The sequence below is a fragment of the Microcystis aeruginosa NIES-843 genome (assembly GCF_000010625.1).
Classification (GTDB): domain Bacteria; phylum Cyanobacteriota; class Cyanobacteriia; order Cyanobacteriales; family Microcystaceae; genus Microcystis; species Microcystis aeruginosa.
The window spans coordinates 3285164-3303030 of the sequence record NC_010296.1 but is presented as its reverse complement, the minus strand read 5'-3'; the positions used below and the strand labels follow the sequence as shown (position 1 = coordinate 3303030).

Genomic DNA, 17867 nt, shown 5'->3' with positions numbered 1-17867 from the left:
CGGGATCGATCGCTGGGGAGGGACAAAATCGTGTAGGATGGGATCGTAGGCCAAAACTTCACCGGTTTCAATCCGAAAAATCCAACCGTGTAGGGACAATTTACCTTGATGTAATCGGGAACGAATAATTGGATAGGTTTGCAAATTACTTAACTGATTGAGAACATTTTCTGCTACTGTCACCTCGATTAGTTCTTCTCCTTCTAGTTCTTGATAATTATCCTTAACTAAACGTCGAGTAGCTTCTGCTTGCTTTAACCAATTGTAAACTAAAGGCATTTCATCGGCCAGACTTTGCAATTTTAACAAACCTTTCATCGCTCCACAATGGGAGTGACCGCAGATAATCACTTGCTCGATGCCGAGAGCGTTGATAGCATATTCTATAGATGCAGCTTCACCACCATTGGTTGCCCCGTAGGCAGGAATTATATTTCCCGCATTACGAATTACGAATAATTCCCCCACCTCCGCTTGGGTAATTAGGTTAGGATCGATACGGGAATCGGAACAGGTAATAAACAGGATTCTCGGTTTTTGTCCGTGGGAGAGTTGCTCAAATAATTGCCGATGTTCATCAAAATAACCACTCTGAAACCTTTCTAGTCCCTGTAGGAGTTTCTTCATAATAATTTTTCTAGTTTAGTTCGATCGCTATTCTAGTTGATCCTTTGAGAACATTGTCGGGCCAGGGTGAGAGCATCTCAAACGCTATTGACAATTGGCCAATTTTGTGATCCGCGTGGGCATTTCCAGTGATACCAGTCCATCAGAATAGTTACGAACTCGACCTATTTGGTCGATTGTTGCTTAACAATTGAGATGGCAAATTCTCCTCAAATATGTCTGAATCGTGGGTAGGCAACTCACATAAAGTTCATTTTGTCAAGGATTGTTAAGATGCACTTACCCTCAACCAGCCCGATTAGCGATCGCTATCGGCGGCGAGATCGGTTATATTTTGTTAAGATAAGATACAGACTGTATCTAAGCAAATTTTATTCTATGGAAACTGCAACAATTTTGGGTATTTCGATCGCTGCCGCTTTGGTGGGGATTACCGTTTTAGCTCTTTATACCGCTTTTGGACCGCCAGCTGCAGAATTAAGCGATCCTTTTGAAGATCACGAAGATTAATTCTTTAATAACCATGTAGCTATCTGCCAAGGAAAAAGTTGCTCGACGGGATCGATCGCTCTTTCTAAACCGTCGATCGATTCTTTTATTGTTAATTGTAATTGATTTTGCCAATCAATAACAGCGTTTTCTCCCTGACATTCATAAACGCGCATTACCCAACCCCGAAAGGATGTTTCACTTTGTTTTAAACTCATTAAAATTAAGTTATCGGCCGAGAATTTTAACCATTGTGCCACGGGTGGCAACTGGTTTGATTGAGAAGAATTAGTAATAAAAACAACGGTGACAGGTGAGTTTAACTGCCAAGCGTGATGGACAGTTTTCGCCGTTTTCCAGTTACCTTGATGGGGATATATTGCATAGGTAAATTCTTGTTTCCCCAGATCCGCCTCGGGATCGGGCCATCGGGGACTTCTCAACAGAGTTAATCGCAGTTGCCGGTTAGTAGCATCATAGCCATATTTATTATTATTTAAAAGACTAACCCCGTAGTTTGCCTCTGTATCGGTTAAATCCGCCCATTTATGACCGTAAACTTCCCATTTTGGTGATTCTGGTTCGTGGGAACGCTCGATCGCACCACAGGCAATTTCATAGGTGGTAAAATCGCTGTTTAGGGTAAGAGGAAAAGCGGTTTTTACTAAAGTATGTTCTTGCTGCCAATTAACAATAGTTTTAATCTGGAGAATAGGAGAATCTTTTTCTAAGATATAATCTTGACAAAATTCCGAATCAGCTAAACTTCTGATCACGCGAATCTGCCAGCGCAAGGGACCACATTCTAAGCATTCGATCGATTTTAATACTGTTTTAGGTAAGGGATATTGTTGATAATTCGGATCGATATTCCAAGCGTCCCAATATTGCCCTTGATCTTTAAATCCCTGTAATTGGTTCCCCGCAGCTTGCAGGATTTCTTTTTGATTAATTATATCAAATATACTATCTATATCCCCCGTTTCCGAGTTAATAGTAACTTTAAGCAAGCCATTATCTAAAATAAATTGGCAGTTAGTTAAATTTTTCTCGGTTGCTTGCTGATTGGGAACTAACCAAAATAACTTATAACCCACAGCAGGAATATTTTCAGCGAGAAATAATAGGTGATTGTCGTGGGATAATTGCGAAGGACAGAGACAATTATTTAAGTCATAAACCGAGCAATTTACAGATTCTACAGCTAAAGAGATAACCTGGGATCTTTCCCAGTTAAGAGAATTAAAAACTAGAAAAGGTTTTGCTTGAGGATGGGGGGGATTAGGTAAATTAATTTGAGTGGCAATTGCTTGTAAAGCTTGATCTAAAATTGCTTCACCTGTGCTGATAACTTGCTGCCATAACTGATTGGCATCCCTAAACACTTCGGGTATAGAAGTACCAGGCAGTATATCATGAAACTGATTTAATAAAACCTTTTTCCAGGCGGATTCTATCTCGACTTTCGGATAGGGAATCTCTAGTAAAATATTAGCCAGAGAAGACCATAATTCTCCTTGATACAAGAGGATTTCACAGTAACGATTATAAGCCTTTTGGTCGGCGTGGGTAGTATAACAACCCCGATGGAATTCTAGATATAATTCATCATCCCAGATAGGGAGATTACTTGTCTCCAGACTGTCCAGATAAGTTGTTGCTTGGCTAAATTTTAACTGGGGGAAAAAAGGAGATGTTTGCCAACGTTGGGCCACTTCTAACATATCACGAGTCGGACCGCCGCCATGATCGCCAACACCAGGCAACCAAAAAATCTCTTTTAAGCCGGTTTGCCGTTCCCAATTGAGAGCATGATCGGTCATAATAATTGGGTTAGTATCCATAACTCCAGCAACATTGGGAGGAGACATGAGGGAAAGAATTTTACTGCCATCGGGAGATTGCCACCAGAAAAAACCGTGGGGAAATTTAGTCGTATCATTCCAATGTAGTTTCCCGGTTACAAAATATTTGATGCCAAAGGATTTAAGAATTTGCGGCAATTGGTAGGGAAAACCAAAGGTATCCGGCAGCCAAGCAGTTTCAGTGATTTGTCCAAATTTTTCTTGAAAATATTTTTGTCCATAAAGCAGCTGTCGAAATAGGGATTCCCCAGAAATTAAATTGACTTCTGGTTCTACCCACATCCCGCCCAAAAGTTCCCAGGATTGCCCTTTATATGCCTCTAGCATTGCTTCAAACAGGTCAGGATGATGTTTTTCTATCCATTCGTAAATTAGGGGACTAGAATGACCAAATATGAGGGCAGGAAAATCTTTTTGCAGGTTTAAAACCGAGATAAAAGTGTTTTTTGCCACTTGCCAAGTTTCTGCCAACGGCCACAACCAAGCCAGATCCAAATGTGCGTGGCCGAGAAGATGAAAACTGCGTTCTTTGAGCGGTTTAGCGAGGGGTTGTAGGGATTGACGAATTGATTCTAGGGAGCGATTAAATTTATCTTTGTTGGTGACATTATCCCAGTCAATATTATCGAGAGTAGCGGTAAAAGCCGCTAAGTTTTCAGGATAAAAAGTTTGTAGATAATTATGGAGAATGGTTAATTCATCAGCGACAAAACTAGGATCGATAGCTTGGCTATATTCATAGATTAACTGCGATTTCATCAAACCACCAATATCATGATTGGGACTGACTAAACGGAGAGTAACAAAGATTTCTTGACCGGTAGAGACCGAGTTAGAAAGTAAAATGCGCGTGGAAGAATCAAAGAGGTCTCCTGCTTGGATAAATTGATTATTAACATAAATTTTGACATCTTCCGCCCACCAAGTTAAGATTAATCTCAGTTCCATTCCCTCTAAAGGATAACCGGCTAAATGTTCGGGGACAATAATTTTTTGAGTTAGATATTGGATTTGTCTGCCGGCAGGCCAAATAATGTATTGTTTTTCATTGAGGGTGACGGGTTGAATTGGTTTTCCCGCTGCTGTAGCGATAAACCAATTTTTCTGAACATCTCTGCGGGTGAGGTGAGACAGTTTAGCGATGTTGTCCAGGGGAGACATGAGCCAACAAATAAGGTAATTTTGACTATTTTAAGCGATCGATGTCTAATTGGGCTAGGGGAGAACTTCTGTTAACGCAATAGTGCTGAAGACTTACTTAGGGTTTGCGGCAAAAAGTTTTTCGGTGGAGGTAGGGTGTGGGGTGTAGGGTGTAGGGTTTTAACCATTTTCAGGGGGTCAATTACCTAATTTTCAGGGAAAAAGTCCCTAAATTTCCCCCCCGATCCCTCCAATGGCCGGTACTTTTTGATTTCAAAAAAGCCTAAAAATATTATCCAACAAGGTTTTTAGATTTATTCAGGAGACCCTACTCAATCTCATCCTTCAATTGTTGATTGAGAATGAGCAGGAAAGAGAAAGCCCGTGATGAGGATTGAACTCATGACCTCACCCTTACCAAGGGTGTGCTCTACCACTGAGCTACACGGGCATTGATCGTGGTGGGCCGGGCCGGATTCGAACCAGCGTAGGCGTAGCCAACGGATTTACAGTCCGCCCCCATTAACCACTCGGGCACCGACCCATTAATTCCACGATTAACAATCATAGCACCCTTAGCTAAAACACACAAGTGTTTAGGGAAAAAAATTTTTGAGCCATAAAATAACTCCCATTAAAGCCATGGCTTTAACGGGAGTTTTCTGACGATCTGGAGAGAGATTACTTCAAAGCAGCTTCTTCTTGGTGGGTGAGGATCACACAGTCAGAGGTAGGATAGGCGACGCAGGTGAGGACATAACCCGCTTCAATTTGATCGTCATCTAAGAAGGATTGATCGGATTGATCGACAGTACCGGATTCAAGTTTACCTGCACAGGTGGAGCAAGCTCCTGCGCGGCAGGAATAAGGTAAGTCCACTCCTTGCTCTTCAGCTATATCGAGAATGTACTCATCATCGGGAACCTCAATTTCATGGTTGCCATCGGGTGTTATCAGGGTGACTTTATAAGTTGCCATCGGTTGTTCCTCTTAATTAAATGCTAGTGAAAGCGGCAGTCTCTACAATTGCCTCTCGCTCGTAGTCAGATTGAACGATTGGAGCGAGTTTCATTTTTGATACTACGGGAAAATCTGCCTGACTCAGCCTTGCATTAGTAATGACAGTCTTAAATAAACTTAAAATAAAATTTACTTATAGATCTAACCCAGAATTCTTGACGCTCCTTGCTCGATCTCTAGATAATTTCATCCCTCTACAATCTAGCTAAACTAACCACTACTAAGCATTTGGAGCTATAATGCTAATCGTTTTTTTCGTCTTAAGCCGATTTTTGTTAAATATTAGTTTAACTTATAGTTAAGATATATGTCGATGAATTGTCTTTAACCCAGCCAAGAAATTGCTTTTCGGCACTACTGCCGGTAACACATCTAGGAAAACTTTGACATCCTCACCGCCGTAAACGGACGGTGATTCCCAAACCTCACGATTTAGGTTTCTGCTTCTTTCCCTTGCGGGGTTCCGCACCTGCCTTAACAGATTTACTCTGTTCTGGTCTTATGGTCGCTCTACAGACTGACACCGCAAGCCCTGCGGCCAAAATATTTTTACTGGCGTTAATATCTCGGTCATGGTGAGTCCCACAGTCTGGACAATCCCATTCTCGAACATTTAACGGCATCTTTTCGACAATATGCCCGCAATTACTACACCTTTTAGAGCTAGGAAACCATCTATCTATTTCGATGTAATTTCTTCCATACCAACGGCATTTATAGGCTAATTGTCGGGTAATTTCTCCCCAGCTTACATCAGATATTGCCTGAGATAATTTCGGGTTTTTGACCATATTCTTGACGGCTAAGTTCTCAACCACAACCGTTTGGTTTTCACGAACTAATTGAGTGGTTAGCTTATGTAAATGGTCTTTTCTGCTATCGGTGATTTGAGCGTGAATCTTGGCTACTTTGATTCTTGCTTTTTCCCGATTTTTTGACCCTTTCTGTTTTCTAGAAAGGCTTTTTTGGGCCTTTCGCAGTCTCCGATAATGCTTTTTAAAATGCTTGGGATTAGACACTTTATCGCCATCGCTGGTAATCACGAGGCTACTAATTCCTAAGTCAATTCCAATGGCTTTATCTGTTACTGGTAAAGGCTTAATCGTTGGGTCATCAAATCTAATTGAAATATGCCAACGTCCTGAGGGATGTAATCTGACTGTTACTGTGCTTGGTTCACAGCTTTCTGGTATTTGTCTTGACCATCGAATAGGTAAGGGTTCTGTGCATTTGGCTAAATAGATTTGTTTGTCTTTGAACTTAAAAGCAGATTTGGTAAATTCGGCACTTCCTCCTTGATGTTTTTTCTTAAAGTTAGGATACTTAGTCCGACCAGCAAAGAAATTAGTAAAAGCTGTTTGTAAATGTCTTAAGCCTTGTTGTAAAGGTACACAGCTAACTTCGTTGAGAAAGTCTAATTCTTCTTGCTTTTTCCAATCGGTCAACATTGAAGAAGTTTGAGCGTAGCCTACTCTTTCTTGCTTTTCGTACCAAGCTTGTGTTCGTTCGTGGAGAGCTTTATTGTAAACCAATCTTACACAGCCCAATGTGCGCCGCAATAGCGACTCTTGTTCTGGTGTGGGGTAAAATCGGTAAGAATAGGCTTTTTCCATACCTGACATTTTAGCATATATTTCGTAAATGTTCTAATATTTAACAGTAAAGCCGCCGTAAAACGGCGGGGTTTCAGACCCAAAATTTCCGATGAAAAAATATATTGACAATCAAACCAATAAATGATAGAGGGAGATAAATCCCCTGTTGCCAGGGCTACCACCCGTTAAAACGGATGGCTAACCCTCCCTGACGACTTTATGGTTTTCGGATTGCCAGTTTTCCAGGATCTGGTTCACTGATTACCGGTCACTAATTAGGGCTGGCTGAATAAAGCTAAAAACCTTGTTGGGTAAGACTTTTAGACCTTTTGTCAATCAAAAAGTACTGGATATGGGAGTGATCGGGGGAAATTTAGGCACTTTTTCCCTGAAAATTAGGTAATTGGCCACCTCAAAACTGGTAAAACCCTACACCCCACACCCTGCCACCAGGAAAAACTTTTTGCCGCAAACCCTACTTATTAGGTTGGGGAGTCATGCGTAGATAGGGTTTGATTTCTTCAACTCCTTTGGGGAATTTGCTACGAGCTTCTTCAGTGGGAATAGAGGGAACCACCACACAATCGCCGCCGTCGGTCCAGTTAGCGGGGGTAGCCACTTGATAGTTATCGGTGAGCTGCAGGGAGTCAATCACCCGCAGTATCTCGTTAAAATTGCGTCCCGTGCTGGCAGGATAGGTAATGGTTAAACGTAATTTTTTGTTGGGATCGATGATAAACACCGAACGTACCGTGAGATTGTTGAGGGAATTGGGGTGAATCATGCCGTAGAGATCGGACACTTTGCGATCGCCATCGGCGATAATCGGATAGTTAACGGTAGTGTTTTGAGTTTCGTTGATGTCATTAATCCAACCCCGATGGGATTCGGCACTATCCACACTCAAAGCGATCACTTTCACATTACGTCGCTCAAATTCTGACTTAAGACTAGCCACCGTACCTAATTCCGTGGTACAAACGGGGGTATAATCAGCCGGGTGCGAGAACAGCACCACCCAGCTATCTCCTACCCACTGGTGAAAAGAAATCGGACCTTCACTAGAATCTTGTGTAAAATCTGGAACGATATCACCCAATTGGAGAGCCATAATTGTGTCTTCCTTATTATGTATTTCAAGACAAGCAACAGTCTATGATGCCATAGGAGTGCTGTTCGTCATTGATAATTTTAGGGATTTGTAATAATTGGGTTAGGGGATAGGGGAATGAGGAAATGGGGGAAGTGGGGAGATAGGGAGATAGGGAAATTCAACTGTAGCAGCCGCCAGATGGCAGCAGGAAAATCCTTGCCAGAAAAGGGTTTTAGCGATTTAGATTGTCCTAACCAACTTGTTCTTTGTGATCAAACCCCAAAACCGCAAAACCCTTCCCCTAGGGGGGCAAACTAGGTTATGATCTGGTCTAATGGCATGATATAACTTTTTTAACTAGCTATCAGCGTTCAGCTAATACCTAGGCTGCGGTGGCAAATCCCAACTACCCACCCTATGCCTAGTCGGAAAGCTGACGGCTTAATTTCTTGTCCTGATCGTTAATTTGCCTTGGTTTTAGGAGACCACAACTGCAATGAAGAATCTTGTTCGTCTGCTGGCGGTAATTGCCTTGATTATCGGGAGTTTTTGGGGCAAAGTTCCCGCTCAAGCTCTCAATCTCACCTCGATCGCCCTTCCTTCTCTTCCTGTGGCCGTCTTAAATGCGGCCGATGCCAAACTAACCACAGAATTTGGGGCGAAAATCGACCTCAATAACAGTGATATTCGCGATTTCCGGGACTTGAGAGGGTTCTATCCCAATTTAGCTGGTAAAATCATCAAAAACGCCCCCTACGAAGAAGTGGAAGATGTCCTCAATATCCCCGGACTCTCGGACACTCAAAAAGAGCGTTTACAGGCTAATCTGGAGAAATTTACCGTTACTGAGCCTTCTAAAGAATTTATCGAGGGTGATGACCGTTTTAACCCCGGAGTTTACTAAATCCAATTAATTACGGTTTAAAAAAAATTACTAGGTGGGCGATCGCTCACCTTTTTCAGTGATCAGCTTCTGAAGGCAAGAGGCAAAAGAAAGAATCTGGCATACTGCCCCAAGGGAAAGACTGGCGATTTTTGCCAGAGCTATAGAGAAATGGAATGCTAGAATAAATAGAATTTATCAATTCATCCCTCAATGGTCGTTTCCTCGCAACTGCCGAGTTATCAAGATGTGTTAGTGGTGGGATCGGGAGCGGCGGGATTGTATGCCGCGCTGTGTTTACCCCCTAACTTAAAGGTGGGTTTAATTACCAAAGAAGATTTAAAAACTGGGGCTAGTGATTGGGCGCAGGGGGGAATTGCGGCGGCCACCTCCCCGGCAGATTCCCCCGTTTTCCATTTAGAAGATACCCTGAAAGCTGGGGCGGGCTTATGCGATCGCTATGCCGTGCAGTTTTTAGTCGAGAAGGCCCCCCAAGCAATCGCTGATTTGCTGCGGTTAGGAGTTAGTTTTGATCGCTCTGGAGATGACTTAGCCCGCACTCTTGAGGCTGCCCATTCCCAGGCCAGGGTGCTGCACGCAGCCGATCGCACGGGGAGAGCGATCGTCAGTACCCTGATGGAAAAAGTGACCGAGCGCCCCAATATTACCATTATTCCCCAAGCGATCGCGCTGAAACTCTGGCTTGACCCGGAAGGGCAACGCTGTCAAGGTATTTGTTTACTCCATCAAGATCATCTCTGTTGGCTGCGAGCGCAAGCAGTCATTCTGGCTACGGGAGGCGGCGGTCAAGTCTACGCCCAAACCACTAATCCCGCCGTTAGCACCGGGGATGGAGTCGCCCTGGCTTGGCGTGCTGGGGCAGTGATTCGCGACCCGGAATTTTTTCAGTTTCACCCCACCGCTTTGACTGTGCCGGGGGCACCGCGGTTTTTAATTAGTGAGGCGGTGCGCGGCGAAGGAGCGCATTTAATTGATGCCCAGGGGCGGCGTTTTGCCTTCGATTATCATCCGGCTGGAGAATTGGCCCCCCGGGATGTGGTCAGTCGGGCGATTTTTAGCCATTTGCAAAAAACCTCCGACGATCCCGCCCATGCCAAAGTATATCTAGATTTAAGACCGATCGAACCGGAGCGCCTGCGTTATCGTTTCCCCAATATTATCCGCATCTGTCAAAAATGGGGCATTAATGTGTTTGAAGATGTGATTCCCGTTGCCCCCGCCGCTCACTATTGGATGGGAGGAGTGGCTACCGATTTAAACGCCCGCACTTCTCTACCCGGTTTGTATGCGATCGGCGAGGCGGCCAGTACGGGTGTTCACGGTGCTAATCGTTTAGCCAGTAATTCTCTTTTGGAATGTATTGTCTTTGCGGCAAATTTAGTTGAAATAGGTCTAGAGCCAGAAAACTTGGTGGGGGAAAGACCAGAAAAACCCTTAGAAATTGCGGAAAACTGGCAGGAAGAACAGGAATACTGGCAAAAAGTACGGAGAGAATTACCGATTTTAATGTGGGAAAATGCGGGAATTTGCCGATTTCAAAATGAGTTAGAAACTGCTATCCTACGGGTGCATCAGTGGAAACAACAGTTACAATCCTTAAAGATGGGCCAATTTCTCCAGAATCTTCTCCCCGACAAAGGACAATTATTTTTGTGTCCCTCGGTGCAGTTAGAAATAAGGATAGCGATCGAGACATTAAATCTTTTAGATATCGCCGACTTAATTCTGGAAAGTGCCTTATTAAGAGCAGAAAGCCGAGGCGGTCACTATCGGGGCGATTATCCAGAAACTGTGGCTAATTGGCAATTCCACACGACTATTCAAGGTCGAACATGGCGCAAAACTCCTGTGCAAGCTTAATTAAGCCAGTTTTTCACAGATAATCTCTGAGGGCTGAACAGTGGACTCTCTCTCCGATCCCAGTAGCGGCACTATTTGCCCAATGGTGACTGGTGGCTTTTCCCCATTATTGTGGTCTATGACCCATCTCTGGGGTTCAGTGCTTGTCATTTATGGCTTTTAGGCTATCATACTGTTACCTACCCCTAAACAGTTACATAAATTCTATGATCAAACCCAATTTCCTATTTTTGTTAGCTATCGGTGTGAGCAGTTGGGGTCATAATTTCCAGACTTTACCCACGGCTAACGCTCAAACTCCACCTAGGTTAGAGCAACCCCAGACTGTGGCCACTTACGATCAGTTGATGAAAGCTGGTTACGAAGCTACAGCCCAAAGAAATTACCAACTCGCCCTAGAAAAATTTCAACAAGCTCTGGCACAACGTCCGAACGATACATTTGCTCAAAATGCGATCGCTAATATGCAGAAGTATCTAGGTCAAAACGCTGCGGCCGCCAACGCAGCCGCCGGAAATGAGACTTCACCAATACCGTTAATTGCTGGCTCGGCTCTGTTATCCATCGCTTTATTGGCAGCTTTACTATCGCTTTTCTTTCAATATCGTCCTAAGGGCAAAGCCTCAAAACGCCGCAAAAAGACAACTTACGTCAATCCTAAAAACCCACTCGACAACTTTTCTAGGGGCAATGGCAATTCCTTCGACGCGGACACCAAAACGGGCAGTGACATTAATGGCAGTGGTGAAGAGGATTTCGAGCCTTCTTTGCCCGTACAAGCTACCTCCCGTATCCCGAACGTAGACTTAATCCTGCGTTTAATTGAAAGTCTTCGCGATAACGATCCTCGTACCCGTAGACGGGCGGTTTGGAAACTGGCACAAATGTCCGATTCTAGGGCAATGCAGCCTTTAGTCGATAGTATGGTGGATGGGGATTCCTACGAACGTAGTTTAACCCTAGAAGCCCTCGCTCAAATCTGTACCCGCTCCCTGCGACCGATGAACCAAGCTTTGGCTATCTCCCTCCAGGATAAAAATCCCCAAGTGCGGAAAAATGCTATCCGGGATTTAACCAGACTCTACGATATCATGTCTCAGATCAGTCAATTAATTTGTCATGCCCTCGATGATTCCGATGAAGAAGTGCAAGAAACAGCACGCTGGGCAATCAGACAGTTAAATCTGCAATTACCGCCCCGTTTAGATATTGCTCCCCTAGAAACCACTGGTGAACCGGAAGATGATGACGTACAGGATACTTCCTTCACTGAAACCACACCCACAGAGGTGCAAAATTGAGTCGAAAACTGTTATTTCTCTCCACCCCCGTGGGATTTTTGGGTTCGGGGGGCGGCGGTGGCGTAGAATTAACTCTTTATAATCTCGCTCGCACTCTGACCAGGCAAGGCTATCCGGTGCGGGTAGTGGCTCCAGAAGCCTCGCAGTTGCATGATATTCCCTTAATCACTATAGCAGGAAATGCCCAGATTTCCGCCCAAAGTCAGGGCCGGCAAGCCCCGATTTTAATGCCCGAAAATGCCGTTTTGGCCAATATGTGGCACTACGCCCAACAGGTACAAAATCAGTACGATTTAATTGTTAATTTTGCCTACGATTGGCTCCCTTTTTATCTCACTCCTTTTTTTGCCACTCCCGTCGCCCATTTAGTCAGCATGGCTTCCGTTTCTTTGGCGATGGATCATATTATTGAAAAAACCTACAGCAATTTTCCCCATTTACTCGCTTTTCACACCCTTGCCCAAGCAGAAACTTTCTCCCTCTCTCCCCCCTATCGCTGTTTGGCTAATGGTTTAGACGTATCTTTGTATCAGTTTCGGGACGATCCTTCCCCCTGTCTAGCCTGGGTGGGACGGATTGCCCCGGAAAAGGCTTTGGAAGATGCGATCGCAGCTTGTCAACAGTTAGGTGTCCCTTTACGGGTTTTCGGTCATATTTCCGATCCTCTCTACTGGCAAAATTTACAGGATACCTATAGTTTCGATTTAGTCGATTATCGCGGGTTTTTGCCCACCGGGAGCCTACAAAAAGAGCTAGGCGACTGTTTTGGCCTGTTGATGACCCCGCGCTGGGTTGAGGCTTTTGGTAACGTGGCTATTGAAGCTTTAGCCTGTGGTGTTCCCGTAGTTGCCTATCGTCGCGGTGGTCCGGTAGAAATTATTGAAGAGGGAAAAACTGGTTTTTTAGTTGAACCCGATAGTATCGAGGGATTAGTTACAGGAATTAAAAATTTAGACCGGATCGATCGATATTCTTGTCGTGCAGTAGTCGAGCAAAAATATTCCCTAGAAGCTTTGGCAAATCGAGCTATTAATTGGTTTGAAGAAATTTTTGCTCGCAAAAAATAAATAGGCTCTCTTGGTTTAGTCTGGTTAAATCTAGCCTAGCATAGGGCTTGCTGAATAAATCTAAAAACCTTGTTGGGTAAGACTTTTAGACTTTTTGGAAACCAAAAAGTGCCAGATCTGGGAGTGATCGGGTGGAAAATCCCTGGACTTTTTCCCTGAAAATTAGGTAATTGACCTCCTCAAAATCGCTAAAACCCTACACCCTACACCCTACACCCCACACCCTGCCCCCAGGAAAAACTTTTTCAGCAAACCCTAAATAAACTATTCAATACTATTTGATAAATTTCATCCATGAATCTACCAATTTTATCATCGTTTAAATATTCACTTTTAATCTCATCTCCTAATAATTTTTCTACAGCTTTGTCTTCAAAAAATGGTTCTTCGTTACTTGGTATGGTTTGATCGGGTGGCATAAATCGACTAAATCCTTATCTGGCAAGAGACTTAATTGATTAGCTCGTTCTAGATCGAAAACAATTGGCAAAAATCGAAGCAATGTCTTTATATATAAGGGTTTCATCCCTTATAACCCCCCTCCATTGCATAACAAAAACCGAAGAACCCAAAAAATTGACTAAATAAATACAAGGGGCGTGACACCATTCCTAGCCCATTGAGAATCATGGCTTTTAAGACTTGTCCTGAACTAATTTTTTCTCTTTTATCAACACCTAGTTTTTCATTGATTACTTCGACTATTCCTATTTCATCAATTAGTCCTGCTACTATTCCTAAATGGTCTATATTTTTAATTTGTATTTCTTCTGAAGCAGACATTGCTTGTGTTTTTTTTCATTAAGTACCTAAGCAAAATTAATTACACATCTAAGCCACTACTCCGTCAGACTTCTGGTGTGAGGAAACAGTGAACTGAAAACTCAAATCCGATCCCTAATAGCTGTCTCCCGTCTCCCGTCTCCCGTCTCGGAGTCTCCTGTCTCGACTAGGAAATTAATTTTGCACGACTACTTATCTCACGTTTTGGTCGAGGAATTTCTGAGTATAAATACTCAGTTAGTCTTTTCCCTTGTTTGTAACTTTTTATGTTACAAACTGAAGTGCGGAATGTAAGTTTGAATGAATTGTGGGGACAGATTACCGAAAAATTGGGTTGAAAGCCTCGCCCTTTGAGGGCGACTTTATAGGATGTATGATATTAAGAATAGGGGGCCGGGTAAGCAACCGCTTAAAAAACCCAGTCATCAACCGATGAACGCACCTTGAAAACTAGAGTTATGGGGTTCTCTAGGGGAATGCTCCTATAGGTAAAAGCTCTCAGCGTCAAGTACCAGAGAAACCAATTATTTTAGAGGTTTTGAACTGTATCGTAGGGGCCCCCGAAAACAGGCTTCTGTAAGGTCGCGAAAGTCTGAGGAGAGAACCACCTCTGGGTGGGATTTCGCCAGGAATCTAATTCAAGTGGACTCGTTGAGCCAGAAATTCACAGCAGTGATGCTAGAAGAATCCACGTCCGTTTACGGCCTGGGGTATGTCAACTGACTTGACAGTCAAACAACCCCACTCGCTTTTTGTTGCTCTACTTTGGGGTAGGATTCAAGAGCGCTGTTTAGGGATAAATGACTATTCGTCGGCGATATTGTCTAGTTTTTGAGCGTTTTTTCCAGCTGGGCTACCCTTGCTTTCTGTTGCTTCAAATCGGCTAGTTGTTTTAGTAATTGTTCTCTTACTTCATAGCGATAGGCAAAAAAATGCTCACCTATCCCTAGGGTCGCTAGATACTCTTCTAGCAGACGGGGTTTGACCCAGGCAATCACCGCCAGTTGCCACCAGAAACGGAACCGCGTCGGTCGGACAATCCCCTGCCGCCAGAGCAAGGAACGGAACAATTGCCACTGTTGCCCATCTAATTTACGGTTCGATTTGCCGCGCCATCCCCCCATCATCATGAAATGGTTGAAGGTTCGTTTCAGGTAGTTAACAGGATCGTAGATTTCCCAGAAAGCGTCGATGTATTCTTCGGTAATCTCTTCCACCGGGCGAGTTGGCTCAAAGTTCATCATGGCTCCCTGATGGAAAGTGCCCATGCCATCCACCAGACGACCTTCCCGTTGCAGGCGATTCCACAGGGCGGTATTTTGCAGTGCCTGGAGCAGGCTAAACTGCCCCTGGGGAATACTCGCCTCCATAATAAAATCTTTGATCCGCTGCCCTGCGCCAGGTTTCTCATTGTCAAAACCGATAATGAAGCCAGACATAATCTGCAGCCCCATGCGGGTAATTTTGTGACAGGATTCGATCAGGGATTGGCGGGTGTTTTGAACCTTGTTAATGCCCATTAAGCTATCGGTATCTGGTGTCTCAATCCCCATAAACACCAGCATAAAGCCGGCCTTGACCATTAACTCGATCAGTTCACTGTCTTCGGCCAGATTAAGGGAAGCTTCCGTAATCAGTTTAAAGGGATACTGGTGTTGTTCCATCCAGGGGATCAACTCCCGCAGAAACACCTTGGCATTCCGCTTATTGCCAATGAAGTTGTCATCGACAACAAAAATGTAGCGCCTCCAGCCCAGTTGATATAACGTCTCCAACTCAGCCAACATTTGTTCTGGGGTTTTGGTGCGCGGTTTGCGGCCATAGAGGTTGATGATGTCACAAAATTCGCATTGAAAGGGGCAACCGCGAGAAAACTGCACGGTAATCGCCAGATAGGCATCCAGATCTAGTAGATCATAGCGGGCGATCGGTGTCATGGTGACATCGGGTTTCTCGCTGGCTCTAAAGACACCACTCGGTTCACCCCGCTCTAGGGCTGCCAGGAACAGAGGGATTGTCAGTTCTCCTTCATCCAGAATCAGGTAATCTGCTCCAGCTTTTTGGGCAACTTCTGGATAGGAGGTGGGGTAAGGCCCGCCCACCGCCACTTTTTTACCCAACTGCAACCCTTTGGCAATCAATTCTTGAAAGTCCTTTTTCTGAATGATCATGGCGGAGATGATTACCAAATCGCACCACTCCCAATCCGAAGCCGTTTCCAATCGGACATTGCGATCAACAAACCGGATTTCCCAATCCGATGGCAACAGGGCCGCCACCGTAATTAAACCCAGAGGCGGATTGGTTGCTCTCAAGCCGGCTAGATTTAAAGTCTCTTGATAGGACCAAAAGGAGTTGGGCATCAGCGGCCATAGTAATAGGGCTTTCATTCAGGTGTCTCCAATGAAGAAGCTATATGCTTTACATACTAGCCACAAAGCCCAAGTCGATCAAGACTGTTTTAACATCTTTTTTTACTAATAAATTAGTTCTAAATAAATCGTGAAAAAACAGCAATTTTTTCGAGATTAGTACAATTCAATGCACGATGCTTGCTAAAAACTCGTGTTTTCCCATTTTTATCAACGCGCTCTGGGGGCTGTGTGCCTCTTTTGGGTATTTTTGGGTAGGTTCCCTAATGGGACTTAAACAAATTTCAAGCCCAAACAAAGCCTAAACTGGCTTTGTAAGCGGCAAACACATCCCGATTCTCGGTCAGCCACTCAAAGAAACGGAAAGACATCGCTGTCCGAAAAGCTTCCAAGGCTTCCACAAAAGTGTTTAAAGGTCGATTCGCCCACTGCCTTTGCAATCCCCCAGTTAACTTATGCCACAGGATAAATGTATAGGCACAAAACACCAGGATAAAATGACGAAGTAAGCTTCGTTTATCCCTGACTTGATATTCCCTTAACCCTAACCATCCTTTGGCTTCTCGGTAGAATACTTCCACCCAATTTCTTTCGGTGTAAGTCCTCACTATCCACGAAGCTGTTACTGTATCTGCCTCAACTACATTGGTGATGAAATAGTCCACCTCTGTGGCTTTTTCCATTGAACTTGCATTCATGACGATCGCCAAGTTCCTTTCTCCTTCTAGTTGAGATATTTTCGCTCTGAATACCGCTACCCAAACCGTTTTTTCTTTATCTAGATTTAGGGTGATTTTCTCCCAATCCTTTTCTGATAGGCTTTTTGCTAGTTGCTCAAGCTGGATTGTTTCTTCCACACCCCCTTCTTTTTCAATAATTACTTTTCGATTTTTTGCCAATCCTCCTAAGTATTTTAGCTTTCTTTCTTCCAGGGCTTTGAGAAAATTTGTGTTGTTGCCATAACCAGCATCTATTAAGACGATTTTCGGTCGATAGCCTCTGGTTAAGCTCCGGTCAATTAAATCTATCGCTATCTCTGGTTTCTTCTTAAATTCTTTGTCTTCTTTCCCCTCGGCTAAGGAACTAGCCGGTTGATAAATTTCAATGTCTAGGGGGACACTTTTTTTGCCGTCGTAGAGATGGGTAGTGACGGCGACTATTCCGTTGTCTGTCTTGCCAATTTCTCCTAGGTACTGCCTGCCAACTCCGGCGGTCAGATTGCCACTTTTTCGATGTCCTGAGTCATCGACAATCAGGGAAAATCCTCGGGGGATTTGCGTCTGGCGGCATTGGTTCATCACTTGCAACCGACATTCATTCACCTGACGGTCTGACCAGGGAGATTCGGTCAAAAAGTGATGTAATCGGTTATAAACTACTCCGACGGCATTATTGGCCATTTGAGTGAGGTTTTTCCTCTCACTTTCCCCTAATAATCCTCCTAAATATTGTCTGAAGCCGTTTTTTTGCGCTTCGTTTTTGAAGCAATTGTCAAACCGCCGACACCATCGGTCAAAGCATGGGGGCATCGCGGCTGGGGTTGTCTCTTTCATCGCTGATCTTTCAACGTAAAGTGCTTACTCTTTAACGATTATACTCGATTTGATCTTTATTTGGCGTTTAAGTCCCACTAAAAAATGCTGATTCTGAAAAACTCTCTTAAAATTCGCAAGCACCGAATAGTAAGGGTTTTGTTTCAGTCACTAGGAAGTCTATTTGATCGGTAAAACACCAGTTACTAGACATCTGGA

General features: G+C 44.0%; 12 protein-coding genes, 2 tRNA genes and 3 pseudogenes. 5 read left to right on the top strand and 12 right to left on the bottom strand.

Going from position 1 to position 17867, the window contains the following annotated elements; all coding sequences use genetic code 11:
- Positions 1–3 precede the first annotated feature (3 nt).
- Positions 4–627, bottom strand: a pseudogene (locus MAE_RS15825) (carbonic anhydrase); the annotation flags it as partial.
- A 378-nt stretch (positions 628–1005) separates the two neighbouring features.
- On the opposite strand from MAE_RS15825, the gene psbN reads away from it, so the two are divergent.
- Positions 1006–1137, top strand: coding sequence for a photosystem II reaction center protein PsbN (gene psbN, locus MAE_RS15820; protein ID WP_012266479.1), 132 nt, complete (start codon positions 1006–1008; stop codon positions 1135–1137).
- On the opposite strand, the gene MAE_RS15815 is transcribed toward psbN, so the two are convergent.
- The 6 genes from MAE_RS15815 to MAE_RS15790 form a co-directional block, all read right to left on the bottom strand.
- The gene (locus MAE_RS15815) at positions 1134–4142 is read right to left on the bottom strand and encodes an alpha-mannosidase (protein WP_012266478.1); all 3009 of its coding nucleotides are present in this window, start codon (positions 4140–4142) and stop codon (positions 1134–1136) included. The two genes, psbN and MAE_RS15815, sit on opposite strands and share 4 nt — an antisense overlap.
- A gap of 358 nt (positions 4143–4500) precedes the next feature.
- Positions 4501–4572: transfer RNA gene (locus MAE_RS15810), tRNA-Thr, on the bottom strand.
- An 8-nt stretch (positions 4573–4580) separates the two neighbouring features.
- Positions 4581–4665: transfer RNA gene (locus MAE_RS15805), tRNA-Tyr, on the bottom strand.
- A 137-nt stretch (positions 4666–4802) separates the two neighbouring features.
- Positions 4803–5099 carry a ferredoxin gene (locus MAE_RS15800; protein WP_002796877.1) on the bottom strand — a complete coding sequence of 99 codons (297 nt, stop codon included), beginning with the start codon at positions 5097–5099 and terminating at the stop codon, positions 4803–4805.
- A gap of 467 nt (positions 5100–5566) precedes the next feature.
- Complete coding sequence (locus tag MAE_RS15795; protein WP_012266477.1) at positions 5567–6754, bottom strand: RNA-guided endonuclease InsQ/TnpB family protein; 1188 nt, start codon at positions 6752–6754, stop codon at positions 5567–5569.
- Positions 6755–7211: 457 nt separating this feature from the next.
- Positions 7212–7847: a peroxiredoxin gene (locus MAE_RS15790; protein WP_002761158.1), complete on the bottom strand. Its 636-nt coding sequence runs from the start codon at positions 7845–7847 to the stop codon at positions 7212–7214.
- A gap of 478 nt (positions 7848–8325) precedes the next feature.
- Between MAE_RS15790 and psbU the strand changes: the two genes are divergently transcribed.
- The 4 genes from psbU (at position 8326) to MAE_RS15770 (ending at position 12961) form a co-directional block, all read left to right on the top strand.
- Positions 8326–8733 (top strand): photosystem II complex extrinsic protein PsbU, encoded by a 408-nt coding sequence (psbU, locus tag MAE_RS15785; protein WP_012266475.1) that lies wholly within the window; start codon positions 8326–8328, stop codon positions 8731–8733.
- Positions 8734–8925: 192 nt separating this feature from the next.
- Complete coding sequence (nadB, locus tag MAE_RS15780; protein ID WP_012266474.1) at positions 8926–10593, top strand: L-aspartate oxidase; 1668 nt, start codon at positions 8926–8928, stop codon at positions 10591–10593.
- A gap of 206 nt (positions 10594–10799) precedes the next feature.
- A complete protein-coding gene (locus tag MAE_RS15775; protein ID WP_041804157.1) occupies positions 10800–11894 on the top strand; it encodes a HEAT repeat domain-containing protein in 1095 nt (364 codons plus the stop codon).
- Positions 11891–12961, top strand: coding sequence for a glycosyltransferase family 4 protein (locus MAE_RS15770; RefSeq protein ID WP_041804156.1), 1071 nt, complete (start codon positions 11891–11893; stop codon positions 12959–12961). Before MAE_RS15775 ends, MAE_RS15770 begins: the two co-directional genes overlap by 4 nt.
- 257 nt (positions 12962–13218) lie before the next feature.
- Here the strand turns inward: MAE_RS15770 and MAE_RS36500 are convergent.
- The 5 genes and pseudogenes from MAE_RS36500 to MAE_RS15755 form a co-directional block, all read right to left on the bottom strand.
- A pseudogene (locus MAE_RS36500) lies at positions 13219–13341 on the bottom strand (DUF4277 domain-containing protein); the annotation flags it as partial.
- Positions 13320–13451, bottom strand: coding sequence for a hypothetical protein (locus tag MAE_RS35775; RefSeq protein WP_269453923.1), 132 nt, complete (start codon positions 13449–13451; stop codon positions 13320–13322). The gene MAE_RS35775 and the pseudogene MAE_RS36500, both read right to left, overlap by 22 nt.
- A gap of 80 nt (positions 13452–13531) precedes the next feature.
- Positions 13532–13744: pseudogene (locus MAE_RS15765) on the bottom strand (DUF4277 domain-containing protein); the annotation flags it as partial.
- 824 nt (positions 13745–14568) lie between these two features.
- Positions 14569–16134: a B12-binding domain-containing radical SAM protein gene (locus MAE_RS15760; protein WP_012266469.1), complete on the bottom strand. Its 1566-nt coding sequence runs from the start codon at positions 16132–16134 to the stop codon at positions 14569–14571.
- Positions 16135–16400: 266 nt separating this feature from the next.
- Positions 16401–17669 carry an IS701-like element ISMae34 family transposase gene (locus tag MAE_RS15755; RefSeq protein ID WP_012264345.1) on the bottom strand — a complete coding sequence of 423 codons (1269 nt, stop codon included), beginning with the start codon at positions 17667–17669 and terminating at the stop codon, positions 16401–16403.
- Positions 17670–17867 lie beyond the last annotated feature (198 nt).

Bases quoted from the DNA above. Each gene is read 5' to 3' on its own strand.
- nadB (WP_012266474.1), top strand. From the start codon at position 8,926: ATGGTCGTTTCCTCGCAACTGCCGAGTTATCAAGATGTGTTAGTGGTG.
- MAE_RS15760 (WP_012266469.1), bottom strand. From the start codon at position 16,134: ATGAAAGCCCTATTACTATGGCCGCTGATGCCCAACTCCTTTTGGTCC.
- MAE_RS15800 (WP_002796877.1), bottom strand. From the start codon at position 5,099: ATGGCAACTTATAAAGTCACCCTGATAACACCCGATGGCAACCATGAA.
- MAE_RS15815 (WP_012266478.1), bottom strand. From the start codon at position 4,142: ATGTCTCCCCTGGACAACATCGCTAAACTGTCTCACCTCACCCGCAGA.
- MAE_RS15795 (WP_012266477.1), bottom strand. From the start codon at position 6,754: ATGGAAAAAGCCTATTCTTACCGATTTTACCCCACACCAGAACAAGAG.
- psbU (WP_012266475.1), top strand. From the start codon at position 8,326: ATGAAGAATCTTGTTCGTCTGCTGGCGGTAATTGCCTTGATTATCGGG.
- MAE_RS15790 (WP_002761158.1), bottom strand. From the start codon at position 7,847: ATGGCTCTCCAATTGGGTGATATCGTTCCAGATTTTACACAAGATTCT.
- psbN (WP_012266479.1), top strand. From the start codon at position 1,006: ATGGAAACTGCAACAATTTTGGGTATTTCGATCGCTGCCGCTTTGGTG.
- MAE_RS15755 (WP_012264345.1), bottom strand. From the start codon at position 17,669: ATGAAAGAGACAACCCCAGCCGCGATGCCCCCATGCTTTGACCGATGG.
- MAE_RS15775 (WP_041804157.1), top strand. From the start codon at position 10,800: ATGATCAAACCCAATTTCCTATTTTTGTTAGCTATCGGTGTGAGCAGT.